Below are 17,569 nucleotides of genomic sequence, written 5' to 3' on the forward strand. Positions count from 1 at the left end.
AGAGGGTCAGCTGCCGAGCGCGGCGGAGACGACGTCCTTCGCCTCGGCCTGGACCTGGGTCAGGTGCTCGGCGGAGACGAACGACTCGGCGTAGATCTTGTAGACGTTCTCCGTGCCCGACGGCCGCGCCGCGAACCACGCGTTCTCGGTCGTGACCTTGAGCCCGCCGATCGCCGCGTCGTTGCCGGGAGCGTTCGTGAGCTTCGCGGTGATCTGCTCGCCCGCGAGCTCGGTCGCGCTCACCTGGTCGGGCGACAGCTTGCCGAGCGTCGCCTTCTCCTCGAGCGTCGCGGGCGCGTCGACCCGCGCGTACCAGGACTCCCCGTACTTCTCGACGAGGTCGCGGTGGTGCTCGGACGGCGTGCGGCCCGTCGTCGCGATGATCTCCGACGCGAGCAGCGCGAGCAGCAGGCCGTCCTTGTCGGTCGACCAGACGCGTCCGTCCTTGCGCAGGAACGACGCCCCGGCGGACTCCTCGCCGCCGAACCCGACGGTCCCGTCGAGCAGCCCCGGCACGAACCACTTGAACCCGACGGGCACCTCGACCAGCCGGCGCCCGAGGCCGCCCGCGACCCGGTCGATCAGCGCCGAGGAGACGAGCGTCTTGCCGATCGCCGCGTCGTCGCGCCAGCCCTCGCGCGCGCCCCCGTAGAGGTACTGGATCGCGACGGCGAGGTAGTGGTTGGGGTTCATGAGCCCGGCGTCGGGCGTGACGATCCCGTGGCGGTCGGAGTCGGCGTCGTTCCCGGTCGCGACGTCGAACGGCGCGCCGCCCTCGGCGTTCCCGGACTCCCCGGTCATGCCCGAGACGAGGGACGCCATCGCGTACGGCGACGAGCAGTCCATGCGGATCTTGCCGTCCCAGTCGAGCGTCATGAACGCCCAGCGCGGGTCGACCTGCGGGTTCACGACCGTCAGGTCGAGCCCGTAGCGCTCCCCGATCTCGCCCCAGTACTCGACCGACGCGCCGCCGAGCGGGTCGGCGCCGATGCGCACGCCCGACTCGCGGATGGCCTCGAGGTCGAGCACGTTCACCAGGTCGTCGACATAGGTCGTGAGGAAGTCGTGCTTGTGGACGTGCTCCGACGCGAGCGCCTCGGTGAGCGGTACGCGCCGCACGCTCGCGACGCCGTCGCGCAGGATCTCGTTGGCCCGGTCCGCGATCCAGCCGGTCGCCTCGGACCCCGCCGGGCCGCCGTGCGGCGGGTTGTACTTGAAGCCCCCGTCGCGCGGGGGGTTGTGCGACGGCGTGACCACGATCCCGTCCGCGAGCCCTGGCCCGGAGGTGCGGACACCCTGCGTGGTCGTGGCCTCGTTGTGGAGGAGGATCGACTGCGAGACGGCAGGCGTCGGCGTGAACGAGTCGCGGGCGTCGACGTACGTCTCGACACCTGCGGCGACGAGCACCTCGAGGGCGGTCTGCCACGCCGGGAGCGACAGAGCGTGCGTGTCTCGCCCGATGAACAGCGGGCCGTCGGTGCCCTGCGAGCGCCGGTACTCGACGATCGCCGCGGTGATCGCGACGATGTGCGCCTCGTTGAACGCGTGGTCCAGGCTCGACCCCCGGTGGCCCGACGTGCCGAACACGACCTTCTGGGCCGGGTCTTCGACGTCGGGGGCGAGGTCGTAGTAGGCGCCGACCACGGCGTCGACGTCGATCAGGTCGCTGGGCTGGGCGGGCGTGCCGGCGCGGGGGTCCATGGGGACGATCCTGCCAGGGGTCGCGCTCGCGCGTCAGCCGCTACCGGTCTCCTCGACCGTCCGGGCCGCGTTCGCGCGGTCGATCGCCATCTCGACGGCGTCGAGGAGCCGGTCGAGGCTCGCGTCGAAGGGACCCTGCGGGGCGTCGAAGCCGCCCGCGACGTAGATGCGCGTCATGACGGGGTAGCGCTCGACGTCGAACCAGTCCTCCCAGAAGCTGCCGAGCGTCGTCCAGTACTCGTCGTTGCCGACGCCCGTCGCGTCGCGCTCCCTCGTCTCCGCGATCGTGGCCCGCGCGAGGCCCTGGACGTAGTTGTCGACGAGCGCCAGGGTGTCGACCACCTGCAGCTCGGAGAGCCCCGTGTCGACGATGGTCCGGAGCCCTGCCTCCTGCGCGTCGAGCACGTGCGGCGCGAGGGGTGCGCGGTACATGTTGGTCTGGAGGATCCAGGGGTGGCGCAGGTAGAGGTTCCACGTCTCGTGCGCGTACTGCGCGAGCGCGGACCGCCAGGCGGCGCCGGCGACGGGCAGGTCGAGCTCGCCGTAGGCGCGGTCGATCATGAGGTCGACGAGCTCGGTGCGGCCGGGCACGTAGGTGTAGAGCGACATGGCTCCGACGCCGAGCTCCGTCGCGACGCGCCGCATGGACAGCGCGTCGAGCCCGCCCTCCTGGGCCACGCCGATGCCGGCGCGCACCACGTCGTCGAGCGTCAGGCGTGGCTTGCGGCCCCGGGTCGCGGGGGTCGGCGGGTCCCACAGGAGTGCGAGCCGGCGCGTGATCTCCGGCGTGCGGACGACCTCCGTGAACTGGGCCCGCACGTGCTCGGCCGCCTGCACGGCCGAGGCGACCCCGGCGTCGGCGGCGGCGACGACCCCGCGCGGACGCCCGTCCTCGGGCTCCCGCGCCGTCGCCTCGGGAGCCGCAGGGCTGGGGGGTTCGGGCGTGCCCGACGGCGCGCGGTCGCCCGCGCGCTCGTCGGTGCGGTCGTCGGTCGTCACGTGCGTATCCTCCCGGACTTCCCTCGCGGTGCCTCATCGGCCCGTCGTGCGCCTCTCGAGAAACCGCCCACCGCAGCGGCGGCAGGAAGGCTTGCCTATTCCCGTACACCGTATGCTAGCGTGGATCGCTCATTCCGGTACGGCGTACGAAAGGGTGGCTCCGGTGATCCGAGCCCGTGGCCTGACCAAGACCTTCCACCGCAAGAAAGAGACCGTCGAGGCCGTCAAGGGCATCGACGTCGACGTCCGCGAGGGTGAGCTCGTCGCCTTCCTCGGCCCCAACGGGGCAGGCAAGTCCACGACCCTGAGGATGCTCACGAGCCTCCTCGAACCGACCGCCGGGACCGCGGAGGTCGCCGGCTACGACGTCTCGAAGCACCCCGCGCACGTGCGCTCGCGCATCGGCTTCATCGGGCAGGGCAACGGCGGCGGCTACTCCTACCGCGTGCTCGACGAGCTGCACAACCAGGGCCGCTTCTACGGCCTGCCGCCGTCCGAGTACTCCCGCCGCGCGGCCGACCTGCTCGAGGCCCTGGACCTCGGCAGCCTCGAGAAGCGCACGGTCCAGTCGCTGTCCGGCGGGCAGCGACGACGGCTCGACGTCGCGCTCGGCCTCATGAACCACCCGCCGCTGCTCTTCCTCGACGAGCCGACGACGGGCCTCGACCCGCACGCGCGGGCGAACCTCTGGGAGCACATCGCCGCGATGCGCGAGCGCTACGGCATGACGATCGTCCTCACGACCCATTACCTCGACGAGGCCGACAGCATGGCCGAGCGCGTCGTCGTCATCGACGACGGCGAGATCATCGCGGACGCCACGCCGGCCGCGCTCAAGCGCGACCACGCGGACGACGTCATCACGCTCGCCGTGACCCCCGCCCCGGGCGGGGCCGCCGGGCCGGGCGAGGCCGCGCCGTCGGACACGGGCTCGATCGGGGTGCCCGACGTCGTGGGGCGGGTCCGCGCGACCCTCGCCCCGGACGTGGGGGAGGTGGAGACGACGAGCGGCACCGACGGCGTCGTGACCGTCAGGATCTCGACGACGCACGGTGCCGACCGGCTGCCCGAGGCGATCGAGGCGCTGCGCGTCGGTGGGCTCGCGGTCCGGTCCGCCGAGCTCAAGCAGGCGAGCCTCGACGACGTCTTCCTCAACCTCACCGGGCGCAGCCTGCGCGAGGAGGCGGCATGAGCACGCGGACCGACCTGAGCCAGACCCGCCCCGCCGCTGCGGACCGCGGCACGGACACGATGCTCCGCACCGGCGTCGCCAAGTTCGTCGCCGACACGTGGGCGGTGTTCACGCGCGAGATCCTGCTCGTGCTGCGCGACCCGTTCACGCTGATCTTCTCGCTGCTGCAGCCGCTGATCTTCCTCGGGCTCTTCGGGCCGCTGCTCACGGGCGCCGTCGGCGGGTTCGGCGGCGGCGCTCCCGGCGGCGGGGGATCGACCGCCGAGACCCTCCAGTGGTTCGTGCCGGGCGTCATCGTGATGATCTCGCTCTTCGGGACCTCGATGAGCGGGTCGAACCTGCTCTACGAGATGATGACCGGCTCCTACGAGCGCGTCCTCGCGACGCCGCTCGACCGCTCCGCGATCCTCGTGGGCCGCTCGCTCAAGGAGTTCGCGCCGCTGGTCGTGCAGGGCCTGCTCATCGCGCTCGTCTGCGTGCCGTTCGGGTTCACGCTCTACCCGCTGCACCTGCTCGTGGGGCTGCTGCTGCTCGGGCTCTTCGGGATCGGCGTCGGCGCGCTGTCCATCGCGCTCGCGCTCGCCGCGAAGAACCGCGAGTGGCTGTTCTGGGGCGTGCAGCAGTCGCTGCTGTTCCCGCTGCTCATCCTGTCCGGGATGATGCTGCCGCTCGAGGCGGGGCCGGCGTGGATGCGCACGGCGGCGCTGTTCAACCCGCTGACGTACATCGTCGACGCCGAGCGCGCGCTGCTCGCCGGGTCGTTCGCGGACACCGACGTGCTGTGGGGCTTCGTGGCCGCGGCGGTGACCTGCGCCGTCGGGCTGTGGGTCGGCATCCGCCGCACCCGCAAGACCGTCTGAGCGACGCGCCGTCCGCTGTGGGCGGGAGACGGGCTCGGTTCTCACTGCAGAACCGGGCCCATCTCGTGCCCACGACCTGGCAGGGTCCAGGGGACGGCGCGGCCCGTCGCGAGGGACGCGCGCGCGTCGAGCACGCGCTGGTTGGTGCTGCCGCGGAACGCGAGCGTGAGGTCGCGGCGCGCGAGCTCGAAGCGGCCGTCGACGAGCACGTCGACCTCGGCGAGCAGCGCGCGCTGGTCCGCGGTGCCCTCCTGCAGCTCCTCGATCGTGTAGCCCGTCCAGCACCACACGTCCTTGCGGTCACCGTGCTCGGCACGCAGCCGGCGCGCGAGGCGCAGGCACACGCCGGTGCTGAGGAACGGCTCCCCGCCGAGCAGGGACAGGCCCTGCACGGCGGGGTGCGCGAGGTCGGCGAGGACCTGCTCCTCCAGCGCGTCGTCGTACGGGCGCCCGTAGCGGAAGCTCCACGCCGCCTCGTTGAAGCAGCCCTCGCACGCGAACAGGCAGCCGCTCACGTACAGCGCGCAGCGCACGCCCTCGCCGTCGACCATGACGAACGGCTTGTAGTCCGCGACGTACCCCTGGCTGACGCGGTCGGAGCGCCAGCCGGGGCCGGGGGTGCGTGCCACCGCGCTACCTACGCCGCGCCGTCGGGCAGGTGCTTCACGCGCGCGGAGATCTCCGCGTGGCGTCCGTGCACCATGGGGCGCTGCTGCGGGTTCCCGAGGTACCCGCACGTGCGCTTGACGACGTCGCACGTGCGCGGGTCGGCGTTCCCGCACGACGGGCACGCGAAGCCGCGCGCCGTCGGGTCGAAGTCGCCCGTGAACCCGCACGCGTAGCACCGGTCGATCGGGGTGTTCGTGCCGAGGTAGCCCACACGGTCGTAGGCGTAGTCCCACACGGCCTCGAGCGCCCGGGGGTTCGGCCGGAGCACCGGGTACTCGCAGTAGTGGATGAACCCGCCCGACGTCCACCGCGCGTACTCGGCCTCGAAGTCGAGCTTCTCGAACGGCGTCGGGCTCTTGCGGACGTCGTAGTGGAAGCTGTTCGTGTAGTAGTCCTTGTCCGTGATGTCGGGCACCGCGCCGAACCGCTCCCGGTCGAGGCGGCAGAACCGGTCCGTGAGGCTCTCGCTCGGCGTCGCGTAGACGCTGATCCGGTAGCCGAGCCGCGCCGTCCACCCGGCGGCGTGCGCGTGCAGGGACCGCAGCACGTCCAGCGTCAGCTCCTTGGCCTGCGGGTCGTGCTCCCAGGCGCCGCCGAAGAACGCGGCGGCCACCTCGTACAGCCCGATGTACCCGAGCGAGACCGTGGCGCGGCCGTCGCGGAAGAGGCGGTCGACGTCGTCGCCCGGCGCGAGGCGCTCCCCGAACGCCCCGTGCACGTAGAGGATCGGCGCGTTGCCCGGAGTCGCCTCCTTGCAGCGCTCGATCCGGAAGACGAGCGCGTCGTGGACGGTCTCCAGGCGCTCGTCGAGCAGACGCCAGAACGTGTCGAGGTCGCCGTCCGCCTCGAGCGCGATGCGCGGCAGGTTGAGCGTCACGACGCCGAGGTTCATGCGACCCTCGGAGACGTCCTGGCCGTGCTCGTCCTGCCAGCCCTGGAGGAACGACCGACAGCCCATGGGGACCTTGAAGGAGCCCGTGAGCTCGACGATCTTGTCGTACGACAGCACGTCGGGGTACATCCGCTTCGTCGCGCACTCGACGGCGAGCTGCTTGAGGTCGTGGTTGGGGTCGCCGGGGTCGAGGTTCACCCCGCGGCGCAGCGTGAAGATGAGCTTGGGGAAGATCGCGGTGCGGCCCTCGCTGCCGAGCCCGCGGATGCGGATCTGGAGGATCGCGCGCTGGATCTCGCGCTCCAGCCAGCCCGTGCCGAGACCGAACCCGACCGACGTGAACGGCGTCTGCCCGTTCGACGTGAACAGGGTGTTGATCTCGTACTCCAGCGACTGCATCGCGTCGTCGATGTCCTTGCGCGTCTTCTCGCGCGCGTACTCCTCGTGGGCGGACTCGTCGGCGATCCAGCGGCGTGCGTCCGCGAGGTGCTTCGCCAGGTTCCGCTCGGCGTAGGGGGCGAGCAGCTCGTCGATGCGGTTGACCGAGCACCCGCCGTACTGGCTGGAGGACACGTTCGCGATGATCTGGCTGATCTGCGCCGTCGCGGTCTGGATCGAGCGCGGCGGCTCCACCTGGGCGTTCCCGATCCGGAACCCGTGCTCCAGCATCGAGCGGAAGTCGATGAGGCAGCAGTTCGTCATGGGCGCGTAGGGGTGGTAGTCGAGGTCGTGGTAGTGCAGGTCGCCCTTCTGGTGGGCGTTCGCGACGTGCGGCGGCAGCATCCGCAGCCCGATCGCCTTTCCCACGGTCCCGGCCGTGAGGTCGCGCTGGGTGTTGAAGACCTCGCTGTCCTTGTTGGCGTTCTCGTTGACGACCGTGGAGTCCTTGTCGAGCAGCCGCACGATCGAGTGGTTGAGGTCCGTCGCGCGGCTGCGCGCGAAGTCGCGCTGCACGCGGTAGTCGATGTAGGCGCGAGCGACGTCGTACTCGTGCGACTCGAGCAGCACGTGCTCGACGACGCCCTGGATCTCGTAGATCTTGACCGCCCCGACGAACCGCGCGGCGATCTCCGCGTCGACGCGGCCCACGACCTCGTCGACGCGGCTCCGGTGCGTCGCGGTGAGGTCGCCATGGACCTCCGCGAAGGCCTTCGTCACGGCGGCGCGGATGCGGCCGTCGTCGAACGGCCGCCGACGGCCGTCGCGCTTGAGGACCTCCAGCGTGGTGGTGGCCTCGGTCGGTGCTGCCTGGTCGAGCTCGATGGTGCTCATCGTTCCCGTTCCCCTCTGCCCACCGAGTTCTCGTCTGCGTCCCGCAGGGGTTGCGGGACGGACCGCACCCCAACATGTGGGGTCTGGATCACGGCTGCGCCACCATATCTAGTCCAGGGGCCGCGTGTGACGCCGATCCTCGGCGTGGCGGCGACCGCGGGACAGGTCGGGACGTTGGTCCCGTCGGGCAGGGCCCTGCGCCCCGGCGGGGCAGGGATTTCTCGCGGTCGGGACCGCGCGACGCGACGCTAGCCTCGGGGCGTGTCCCGACGTCCCCCCGGCTGGGTGCCGAACCAGCACGGCGCGTGGCCGATGCTGCTCCTGCCGTTCGTCGTCGGGACGGTCCGGGGGATCCAGGACGCCGGGTTCCGGCCGGTGACCGTTGCGCTCGGTGCGCTGTGGCTCGTCGGCTACCTCGCCTACTTCCTCGCGGCGACGACCGCGCGCTCCTGGGCGCTCGCCGGTCGTCCGCTGAGCCCGCGGACCGTCGGCCTCCGCGAGATCGTCGCGACCCTCACGCTGCTGGCGGTGGCGCTCGTCCTGGAGTAGACCGTCGGTCCGCCCGAACCGGGTGGTTCACTGAGCCGATGGACGACGACGCGCCGCTCGACCTCGACGACCTCACCGATCGCGTCGACGCGATCTCCGCGCTGTACGCGCGCAAGTTCGGCATCGAGCGCGACCCGGACTGGTTCATGCTCAAGCTCACCGAGGAGGTCGGCGAGCTCACGCAGGCGTTCCTCGCCGCGACGGGCCGCACCCGCCCACGCGAGGTGGCCTCCCCGGCGTCGGGCTCGCCCGGCGTGCCCGACGGCGGTCCGTCGGCGCTCGCGGACGAGGTCGCCGACGTCCTCGCGCACCTCCTCCTGCTCGCGCGCTCCCAGGGCGTCGACGTCGAGGCGGCCGTGCGCCGCAAGTGGCTCGCGTGGGAGTCGGCGCTCCCTCGCCCCTGACGAGACCCGGGGGTCGACGCCACTAGGGTGGCGCGGTGACCGACCAGCGCATCGACCCGCCCTCCACGGCCGACGAGGTAACCACGTTGCGTGGCTACCTCGACTTCCACCGCGACACGTTGCGCTGGAAGACCTCCGGCCTCGATGCGACCGAGCTCGCGCAGTCCCTGCCGCCATCGACGATGTCGCTCGGTGGCCTGATCAAGCACGTCGCGCTCGTCGAGTCGCACTGGTTCTCCGCGATGTTCCTCGGCGAGCCCCTGATCCCGCCGTTCGACACCGCCGACTGGGACGCGGACGAGGACTGGGACTGGAACAGCGCCACGCAGGACAGCCCGGAGGAGCTGCGCGTGCTGCTGGACCGGGCGATCGCCGCGTCCGACGCGATCCTCGAGGCGGCACTCGCCGACGGCGGGCTCGACCGTGTGTCCGCGGTGACGAGCAAGCGCACCGGCGAGCCGTGGAACCTCCGCTGGATCGTGGTGCACATGATCGAGGAGTACGCCCGCCACAACGGCCACGCCGACCTCATCCGTGAGTCGATCGACGGGACGGTGGGGGAGTAACCACGGGACGACGGTTGCCCCCGGCCGCCCGGCCCGGGACGATGGCCGTCGTGACCGCCACCGACCGACCTCAGCCCGCCCCGCGCCCGCGCCGGGTGAGCGTCACGACCGTCGTCCTCGCCGCGCTCGTGCTGCTCGGCGTCGCCCTCCTGCTCGCCGCGGCCTGGCTCGCCGGTCGACCGACGTCGTCCGGGTGGTTCGCGTACGCACCGCTGTCCGACACCACGTTCGTGCCGTCCGGCGCGTTCCCGGTGGGCAGTACGGCGCTGCTCGCGGCTGCAGGGGCGTTGCTGGTCGGCGGAGCCGTCGGGTTCGTCGTCGGTCGCCGCAGCGGTCCGACCGCGGCCGTCGGCGACACGTCGTCAGACGCGTGACCGCACGGTACGAGCTCGTCCTGCTGGACCTCGACGGCACGCTCACCGACTCGGCGCCCGGCATCCTCGCGTCGGTGCGGCACGGGTACGGCGCTCTGGGGCTCCCGGTCCCGGCGGCGCCCGTGCTCCGCGGGTTCGTCGGCCCGCCCCTCGCGGAGTCGTTCCTGACGCACGGCGTCCCGGCGGGTCTCGTGGACCAGGCCGTCGCCGCGTACCGCGAGGTCTACGCGGCCGGCAACCTCCTCGACAACGCCGTCTACCCCGACATCCCCGAATGCCTGACGGCGCTGCGCGAGACCGGCGTGCGCCTCGCCGTCGCGACGTCCAAGCCGGAGCCGATGGCGCGGCGCATCGTCGAGCACTTCGGGCTGGACGCGTTCCTCGACCGCGGGCTGGACGACGTCTTCGGAGCGACGCTCGACGGCACCCGCACGTCGAAGGGCGACGTCATCGCGCACACCCTCGCGTCGCTCGACGCCGCCGGGCTGGACGCGACCGCGCTCGCCCGCGCCGGTGGCGTCGTCATGGTCGGCGACCGCGAGCACGACGTGCACGGCGCCGCCGCGCACGGCATCGCGTGCGTCGGTGTCGCCTGGGGCTACGCGCACCCGGGGGAGCTCGAGGCGGCGGGGGCGAGCGCCGTCGTCGCGACTCCTGCCGATCTCGTCGAGGCTCTCGTCTCCACGGTCCCGACCGCCTGACCGTGCGCCCGACCCGCCGGCCCGGCGCGCTCGTCAGGCGCGAGCCAGCACGACAACCGGCGCCAGGAGCCCAGCCCGGGTCGCGGCCAGGTTGTTGCCGAGGCGCGTCGCGAACTCCTCGCCGAACACGACGACGAGCCCGTCCTGGGGCGGCCCACCCGGTGCCGCGAGCGCCGCGCGCCGGTCCTCGACCCGCAGCACGTCGAACCCCGCTGTCATCAGCGCCTCCTCGTACGCGGACGGCGTCTCGACGAACGAGGTCTCGGCGTCGACCGCCCAGGGCATCGGGTAGGGCAGGTCGCCCGGCCCGACGCGCATCTGCTCGAACACCCCGAACAGCCCACCAGGACGCAGGACGCGTCGGACGTCCGTGAAAAGCGCTGCCTTGTCGGGCACGTTCATGCCGACGTGGACCAGCATCGCCCGGTCGTGCGACGCGTCGGCGCAGGGCAGCCCGTCCCCGTCCCCGACCTCGAACGCCACGAGGTGGGAGAGCCCGGCACGGGCACTGAGCTCTCCGGCCGCGGCGACGAAGTCCGGGCTGAGGTCTACGCCCGTGACGCGGCACCCGTGACGGGCGGCGGCGAGCCGCGCCGGCCCGCCCAGGCCGCAGCCGACGTCCAGGAGCGTCGTCCGGGCGTCGAGGTCCAGCACGTCGAGCAGGGCCGTGGTCGCGAGCGCGCCGCCGGCGTGCAGCTGGTCGTACGGCGCGAGCGCATCGGCGGTCACTGGACCGTCACCCGCACCGGCCGTCGCGAGGATGCGGCCTGCGAGGTCCTCGCCCCCGTAGTGCCGTCGAACCTGCTCCGTGATGGCCATCGCGGGCCTCCGTGGTCGTCGTGCGCCCGAGGTGGGTGCGACGCGTCCTCCCGACGGTACGCCTCCCCGCGACGGTGCGGGGGCGGGTGCCGTGTGCGACCGCTTGACCTTGACGTAGCGTCAACTTCTAGCGTGGTCCTCGTTGCCGCACCACGCATCGGATCGGAGGAACGAGATGCTCCCGAGCGCCACGACCGGGCGAACGGCCGACTGGTCCATCCAGGAGGTCGCGCGCCTCGCGGGCACGACGAGCCGCACGCTGCGTCACTACGACGACATCGGGCTGCTCGCACCGTCCCGTGTCGCGTCCAACGGCTACCGCCACTACGACGCCGACGCGCTCGTCCGCCTCCAGCGGATCCTGCTCCTGCGCGACCTCGGTCTCGGGCTCCCCGCGATCAAGGACGCTCTCGACGGGCCGTCCGCCGTCGAGGGCGAGCGGCCGCCGTCGGGCGCGGACCCGCAGAGCGCCCAGGTGCGTGCGCTGCGCGGCCACCTCGAGTGGCTGCAGGCGGAGCGGCAGCGGCTGGCGCGGCAGATCGCGTCGGTCGAACGCACGATCACCACGATGGAAGGAGGTGGGGAGCTCATGGCGGACGACATGTTCGACGGGTTCGACCACACGCAGTACAAGGAGGAGGTCGAGGACCGCTGGGGCAAGGACGCGTACGCGCGCGGGCACTCCTGGTGGACCGGCCTCTCGGAGGCCGAGAAGACCGCGTTCAAGGAGCGCGTCGAGCGCCTCAACGCGGACTGGACGGCGGCGGCGCAGGCCGGCGTCGACCCCGGGTCCGACGACGCGCAGGCGCTCGCGCGGCGCCACGTCGAGTGGCTGCAGACCGTGCCCGCGAACCCGGCGCACGAGCCGGGGCCGCTGCGGGGCTACCTGCTGGGGCTCGGCGAGATGTACGTCGAGGACCCGCGGTTCGCACTCAACTACGGCGGGGTCGAGGGCGCGACGTTGGTGCGCGACGCCCTGCGCGTGTACGTCGAGCGCAACCTCTGACGCCCGGGCGCGGGGGAGGACCGCAGGTTCTCTCCCGCGCGGCGGGGCGGGAACGCCGCGACGTCACTAGCCTGGTGCCAGGGCACACCGCGTCCGCCAGGAGGCAAGCCATGAGCACGCCGACGTCCTCAGGCCCGGCCACGACCCGCAACGTCGCCCTCGTGGGGCACAGCGGGTCCGGCAAGACCACGCTCGCGGAGGCCTTCCTGCATCGCGCGGGCGCGATCCCGCGGGCCGGGTCCGTCGCCGAGGGAACGACCGTCTGCGACCACGAGCCGGAGGAGGTGGCGCGCGGCATCTCGGTCAGCCTGGGCGTTGCGCACCTCGACTGGCGCGCACCCGACGGCACCACCTACCAGGTCACGCTCCTCGACGCCCCCGGCTCGCCCGACTTCGCCGGGTCGGTCGACGCCGCGCTCGCGGTGGCCGACGTCGCGCTCGTGGTGGTGAGCGCCGTCGACGGAGTGCAGTCGGGGACGCTGGAGGTCTGGCGGCGGTGCGACGAGGCGGGAATACCCCGCCTCGTCGTCGTCTCCCAGGAGGATCGTGCGCGGGCGAGCTTCCGGACGGTCCTCGCCGAGCTGCGCGGTGCGTTCGACGCGCCGTTCGTGCCGTTGGAGCTGCCGCTCGGCGAGGAGCAGTCGCTGCACGGGCTCGCAGACGTCCTCACCGAGCGCGCCCGGGAGTACGACGGGGCCGGGCCGGCCGCGTGGCACGGCCGCGACGACGACGTCCCCGCCGACGTGCGGGACGAGGAGCATGCGCTGCACGACGAGGTCGTCGAGGAGATCGTCACGCACGACGACGAGCAGCTCGAGGCCTACCTCTCCGGCGACGAGCCCGCCGCCGCCGACCTCGAGCGCACGCTCGCGCACGAGGTGCTCACGGGTGAGGCCGTGCCGGTCCTGCTCGCGTCCGCGGTGACGGGCGTCGGCGTCGACCGGGTGCTCGACCTCGTGTGCGAGCTCGGGCCGTCGCCCGCCGACCGGCCGGGCGTCGTCGCGCTGCCCGCCGGCACGGGGGCCACCGGCACAGGGGCCACCGGCACAGGGGCCGACGGCACCGACGGCGGGGCGTCGTCCGAGGTCGAGGCCGATCCCCGCGGCGACGCGCTCGTGCACGTCTTCCGCACCGTCGTCGACCCGTTCGTCGGACAGGTGTCGGTGTTCAAGGTGCTCTCCGGGACGGTCGCGACCGGCGACCGCCTCGTGAGCACGACGACCGGCGCGGAGGACCGCGTGCACGGGTTGTTCCGCCTGCGCGGCCGCGAGCACGTCGCGGTGGACCGTGTCGTGGCGGGCGACGTCGCGGCCGTCGCGAAGCTGTCCGCCGCGGCGACCGGGACGCTCCTCGCCGGGCGCCGCATGCCCGTGCGGGCGAGAGACCTCCCGGCACGGCCACCGGTGTACGCCCAGGCGCTGCGGCCCGTGTCGCAGTCGGACGACGACAAGCTCTCCGCCGCGCTCGCGAGGCTGTGCGTCGAGGACCCGACGCTGCACGTCGACCTCACCGGGTCGCAGGCCGTCCTCGGCGGGCTCGGCGACACGCACCTCGCCGTCGCGATCGAACGCCTCGAGCGCACGTTCGGCGTACGCGTCACCACGGAGCCCGTCCAGGTTCCCTATCGCGAGACCATCGCGCGCACGGTCGAGGTCGAGGGCAAGGTCAAGAAGCAGTCGGGCGGGCACGGGCAGTTCGCCGTCGTGCAGCTGCGCGTCGCCCCGCTGCCCCGCGGCGGGGGCCTCGAGTTCGTCAGCTCCGTCGTCGGCGGATCCGTGCCGCGCCAGTACCTGCCCGCCGTGGAGCGCGGCGCACGCGAGGCCATGGAGAGCGGCGGGCCCCACGGCTACCCCGTGGTCGACCTCCGCGTCGAGGTCCTCGACGGCAAGGCGCACTCGGTCGACTCGTCCGACATGGCGTTCCGCACCGCCGGCGGCGTCGGCGTGCGCGAGGCCCTCGCCACGGCGGGGACCGTCGTCCTCGAACCCGTGTCCGCGGTCACCGTGACCGTCCCACCCGATGCGCAGGGCGACGTCATGGGCGACCTCTCGTCGCGCCGTGGCCACATCACCGCGACCGACTCGCTCCCGGACGGCCGCGTGCGCGTCGACGCCCTCGTGCCCGAGGCCGAGCTGACCCGGTACGTCCTCGACCTGCGCTCCCTGACCGGAGGCCGCGGGTCGTTCACGGCCGTGCCCGACCGCTACGAGGTCCTCCCGGGAGGCGTCCCTAGCCCGGCGAGGTAGAACCCCTGGTCGGCCGAGGTAGAACCGTGGTCGCGCGGGGTAGAACCGTGGTCGTGTCCGACGGCGCGTGGTCGCCTGGGGTGTCGGGGTGGGTGGGGGCGCCGCGTCTACCATCCGCCGCTCGTTCCTCGCGGCTCCCGCCAGGCCCGACCACGACGCGGCGCCCCCACCCACCCCTCCGGCGTCGTCCCACCCCGGTCTGTGCTCACCCGGGCCGACGGCCCGCAGGGCCGGTCTTGCGCCGTCTCGCCGTCTCGCCGTCTCGCCGTCTCGCCGTCTCGCCGTCTCGCCGTCTCGCCGTCTCGCCGTCTCGCCGTCTCGCCGTGTCGCCGTGTCGCCGTGTCGCCGTCTCGCCGTCTCGCCGTCTCGCCGTCTCGCCGTGTCGCCGTCTCGCCGTGTCGCCGTGTCGCCGTGTCGCCGTGTCGCCGTCTCGCCGTCTCGCCGTGTCGCCGTCTCGCCGTGTCGCCGTGTCGCCGTCTCGCCGTGTCGCCGTCTCGCCGTGTCGCCGTGTCGCCGTCTCGCCGTGTCGCCGTCTCGCCGTGTCGCCGTCTCGCCGTGTCGCCGTCTCGCCGTCTCGCCGTCTCGCCGTGTCGCCGTGTCGCCGTCTCGCCGTCTCGCCGTCTCGCCGTGTCGCCGTCTCGCCGTCTCGCCGTCTCGCCGTGCGGCCGACGCCCGAGCCCTGCCCCGTCGTCGAGAACGACGTGGCTCGCGGTCGAACACGACCTTGGTGTCGCCACGGCCTGGATAACGACACTGATGTCGTGTTCGGCGCGTGACCACGCCCTGACCGGGCCGACCACAGTTCTACCTCGCGCGACCACGGTTCTACCTCGCGCGACCAGGGTTCTACTTCGGCGGACCAAGGTTCTACTTCGTCAGGGCCTGGCCGCGTGCTGCACGAGGTGCGGTGGTGGCTGAGCGGGTGGGGCGGCGTCGGATGCGAAGGGCGTCAAGGCCGCGCTCCCAAAGCCCATACCCGACAGACCACGGTGACGGCGCGGACAGCCCGAGCACCGACGCCGCCCCGCACGCGGACCCGACCACGAACCACGGTTCTACTTCGGCCGACCACGGTTCTACTTCGCGCGACCACGGTTCTACCTTGGCGGACCACAGTTCTACCTCGCGCGACTAGCGTTCTCCTTCGCGCGACGCGAGGTCTACGCCGGCGGCGCGGGGATGTGTCCCGGGGTCAGCAGTGGACGGCGCCGAGGTCGGCGAAGACGTCGCTGTTGAGGCGGAACGCGCGCCGTGCCTCTGCCACCGTCTCGTCGACCTGCGCGGGGGTGAGGGCGAGGCCGTCGAGGCGTTCGCGGTAGACGTCCTTGAACGGCTTGGACTTGGGGATCTCCACGAACGTGTAGAACGCGAGCCCGTCGTCGACGAGCCCGTAGTGCCGCTCGAGCATGCGCTTGATGATCTGGCCGCCGGAGAGGTCGCCGAGGTAGCGCGTGTACGCGTGGGCGGCGTAGGCGGGGAGAGACGTCCCGACCTCGCGCAGGCGGGCGACGTAGCGCTCGGTCGCGGGGCGGATCGTGATGCGCTCGGCCCAGTCGGTCCCGACGAGGAACGCGAGGTCCTTCTCGGTCTCCGGCGTGCGAGCCAGCTCGTCGAACACCAGCGTCGCGCCCTGCACGTCGTCGCGGATCGCAGCGCTCGCGTCCTCGAGCGCGCCGTAGATCGCCCACTGCTGCGCGGCGAGGTCGGCGTACGCCGCGACGTCGAGCTGTCCGGACATGAGCTTCTCGACGAAGCCGGAGCTCTCGGCCTGCTCGTGCTCGGGCCGGGTGCCCTCACGGAGGCGCAGGGAGAGCGGCGCGGGCCGGTCGGTGGGGGCGAGGTCGTGCGTCAGTGCGGTCACGCGGGCTCCTGCGAGGGTCGGATCGCTGGCGGACTCATCCTGACGTGCCGTCATGACGATGTGTCAGGAACTGTAACGTACGAAGGTGACCCTTACCTAGCTCCCAGGTCCACGTCTTCGGGGTTCGGCAGACCGGCGACGAACCGGTAGCCGACGAGCGCCACGACGACGCCGAGGCCTCCGCCCACGACGAGCGGCGTCGTCAGGTCGACGCGGGCGAGCAGGCCTCCGAGGAACGACCCGAGCGGCATGACGCCCCACAGGAGCGTGCGCCACGTCCCGTGCACCCGCCCGAGCAAGCGGCCGGGGATCATCGCCTGGCGCAGCGACATGATGAGCACGTTCCACACCGTGACCCCGCCGAAGCCCACGGCGAGCAGGACCGCCGCGACCCCGACGGCGCCCCGCGGCAGCAGCGGGACGACACCCAGGAGCACGAGGGTCACGGGCGTGACCACGTTCGCGAGGGCGATCGTCCGTCCCGTGCCGAAGCGTTGCTTGGCGGGGTTCGCGACGGCCGCGGCGACGAGCGCCCCGACCGCGCCGACGAGCATGAAGGTCCCGTACCAGGCCTCGGGGACGCCGAGCACGTCGAGCACGTAGAGCACGATGGTCGCCGTCGCGGCGGAGAAGCAGAGCCCGACGAGGATCGACAGGATCCACAGCGGGCGCAGCGTCGGGTGCGCCCACAGGAACCGGAAGCCGTCGCCGAGCTGGCGGTACCAGGCGGGCGTCGGCTCCCCGGCGCCGTCGGCGGAAGGTGTCCGATGGTCGCCGGCCGCCGCGGCAGGCAGGAAGAACGCCAGGACGAACGCCACCGCGTACGTCAGCGCCCCCACGCCGAGCGGTGCGACGACGGCCACGGCGAACAGCGCCGAGGTGAGCGGTGCCGCGAGGAAGTTCTGCACCGTGATCTCGCCGGCCTCGATGCGCGAGTTCGCGCGTGGGAGGTCGACGGGACGCACGATCGACGGGAGCACCGCTCGGATCGCCCCGTCGTAGACGGTCTCGAACGCGCCGTAGAGGAACACGACGGCGTAGAGCCACCAGATCGTCAGTGCCTCCGTGGCGGCGAGGACGACGAGGCCGAGGGCGAGCACGGTCCGCGCGCCGTTGGCGAGCGCGAGCGCGTGGCGCCGGTCGATGCGGTCCAGGAGGATGCCGGCCGGGATGGCGAAGAAGAGCCACGGGAGCAGCGAGACGGCGGCGATGCCCGAGACGAGCAGGGGGTCGTCGGAGAGCCGTGCTGCCAGCAGCGGGGCGGCGACCCGTGCGATGCCGTCGCCGAGGCTCGAGCTGAGGTTGGCCGTGAAGACGTTGCGGAACGCCGGGCCCAGGCCGGCGACCGCGGGCGCGTCGGCGAGGATACGGCGTCGGGCGGGCATGCTCCGAGGCTAGGTGACGGGTGCCTCGGTCACCGACCGGATTCCCCGTGGTTCTGCCACCGGGAGAAGGCCA

The 17,569-nt window shown here is 72.7% G+C and carries 16 protein-coding genes; 9 read left to right on the top strand and 7 right to left on the bottom strand.

What is annotated here, in order from left to right; translation table 11 throughout:
* Window positions 1-6: 6 nt before the first annotated feature.
* Entirely contained in the window at window positions 7-1,701 is a 1,695-nt protein-coding gene (pgm, locus tag ACMXGY_RS02240) for a phosphoglucomutase (alpha-D-glucose-1,6-bisphosphate-dependent) (RefSeq protein WP_483775262.1), read from the bottom strand.
* Between the two features lie 33 nt (window positions 1,702-1,734).
* A complete protein-coding gene (locus ACMXGY_RS02245) occupies window positions 1,735-2,700 on the bottom strand; it encodes a TetR/AcrR family transcriptional regulator (RefSeq protein WP_483775263.1) in 966 nt (321 codons plus the stop codon).
* 163 nt (window positions 2,701-2,863) lie between these two features.
* Here ACMXGY_RS02245 and ACMXGY_RS02250 point away from each other — a divergent pair, with 163 nt between their 5' ends.
* Window positions 2,864-3,892, top strand: coding sequence for an ABC transporter ATP-binding protein (locus ACMXGY_RS02250; protein WP_483775264.1), 1,029 nt, complete (start codon window positions 2,864-2,866; stop codon window positions 3,890-3,892).
* On the top strand, window positions 3,889-4,752 hold the full coding sequence (locus tag ACMXGY_RS02255; RefSeq protein ID WP_483775265.1) for an ABC transporter permease: 864 nt from the start codon (window positions 3,889-3,891) through the stop codon (window positions 4,750-4,752). Before ACMXGY_RS02250 ends, ACMXGY_RS02255 begins: the two co-directional genes overlap by 4 nt.
* 41 nt (window positions 4,753-4,793) lie before the next feature.
* Here the strand turns inward: ACMXGY_RS02255 and nrdG are convergent, their stop codons facing one another.
* Both nrdG and nrdD read right to left on the bottom strand, forming a co-directional pair.
* A complete protein-coding gene (gene nrdG / locus ACMXGY_RS02260) occupies window positions 4,794-5,381 on the bottom strand; it encodes an anaerobic ribonucleoside-triphosphate reductase activating protein (protein WP_483775266.1) in 588 nt (195 codons plus the stop codon).
* An 8-nt stretch (window positions 5,382-5,389) separates the two neighbouring features.
* Entirely contained in the window at window positions 5,390-7,585 is a 2,196-nt protein-coding gene (nrdD, locus tag ACMXGY_RS02265) for an anaerobic ribonucleoside-triphosphate reductase (RefSeq protein ID WP_483775267.1), read from the bottom strand.
* Between the two features lie 261 nt (window positions 7,586-7,846).
* Here nrdD and ACMXGY_RS02270 point away from each other — a divergent pair, with 261 nt between their 5' ends.
* From ACMXGY_RS02270 to ACMXGY_RS02290, 5 genes are read left to right on the top strand one after another with little or no spacing between them, the layout of a single operon-like run.
* Entirely contained in the window at window positions 7,847-8,134 is a 288-nt protein-coding gene (locus tag ACMXGY_RS02270; protein WP_483775268.1) for a YwiC-like family protein, read from the top strand.
* Window positions 8,135-8,172: 38 nt separating this feature from the next.
* Window positions 8,173-8,538, top strand: coding sequence for a MazG nucleotide pyrophosphohydrolase domain-containing protein (locus ACMXGY_RS02275; RefSeq protein WP_483775269.1), 366 nt, complete (start codon window positions 8,173-8,175; stop codon window positions 8,536-8,538).
* A 35-nt stretch (window positions 8,539-8,573) separates the two neighbouring features.
* Window positions 8,574-9,104: a DinB family protein gene (locus ACMXGY_RS02280; RefSeq protein WP_483775270.1), complete on the top strand. Its 531-nt coding sequence runs from the start codon at window positions 8,574-8,576 to the stop codon at window positions 9,102-9,104.
* Window positions 9,105-9,154: 50 nt separating this feature from the next.
* A complete protein-coding gene (locus tag ACMXGY_RS02285) occupies window positions 9,155-9,478 on the top strand; it encodes a hypothetical protein (protein WP_483775271.1) in 324 nt (107 codons plus the stop codon).
* Window positions 9,475-10,179 carry an HAD hydrolase-like protein gene (locus tag ACMXGY_RS02290; protein WP_483775272.1) on the top strand — a complete coding sequence of 235 codons (705 nt, stop codon included), beginning with the start codon at window positions 9,475-9,477 and terminating at the stop codon, window positions 10,177-10,179. Before ACMXGY_RS02285 ends, ACMXGY_RS02290 begins: the two co-directional genes overlap by 4 nt.
* A gap of 33 nt (window positions 10,180-10,212) precedes the next feature.
* On the opposite strand, the gene ACMXGY_RS02295 is transcribed toward ACMXGY_RS02290, so the two are convergent.
* Entirely contained in the window at window positions 10,213-10,998 is a 786-nt protein-coding gene (locus ACMXGY_RS02295) for an SAM-dependent methyltransferase (protein WP_483775273.1), read from the bottom strand.
* Window positions 10,999-11,173: 175 nt separating this feature from the next.
* Here ACMXGY_RS02295 and ACMXGY_RS02300 point away from each other — a divergent pair, with 175 nt between their 5' ends.
* A complete protein-coding gene (locus ACMXGY_RS02300) occupies window positions 11,174-12,004 on the top strand; it encodes a MerR family transcriptional regulator (protein WP_483775274.1) in 831 nt (276 codons plus the stop codon).
* A gap of 110 nt (window positions 12,005-12,114) precedes the next feature.
* Entirely contained in the window at window positions 12,115-14,250 is a 2,136-nt protein-coding gene (locus ACMXGY_RS02305) for an elongation factor G (protein ID WP_483775275.1), read from the top strand.
* Window positions 14,251-15,442: 1,192 nt separating this feature from the next.
* Here ACMXGY_RS02305 and ACMXGY_RS02310 read toward each other — a convergent pair.
* Both ACMXGY_RS02310 and ACMXGY_RS02315 read right to left on the bottom strand, forming a co-directional pair.
* Complete coding sequence (locus tag ACMXGY_RS02310) at window positions 15,443-16,111, bottom strand: biliverdin-producing heme oxygenase (RefSeq protein WP_483775276.1); 669 nt, start codon at window positions 16,109-16,111, stop codon at window positions 15,443-15,445.
* A 92-nt stretch (window positions 16,112-16,203) separates the two neighbouring features.
* Window positions 16,204-17,496 carry an MFS transporter gene (locus tag ACMXGY_RS02315; RefSeq protein WP_483775277.1) on the bottom strand — a complete coding sequence of 431 codons (1,293 nt, stop codon included), beginning with the start codon at window positions 17,494-17,496 and terminating at the stop codon, window positions 16,204-16,206.
* Window positions 17,497-17,569 lie beyond the last annotated feature (73 nt).

This window comes from Cellulosimicrobium sp. G4 BAM 1002 (genome assembly GCF_057126935.1).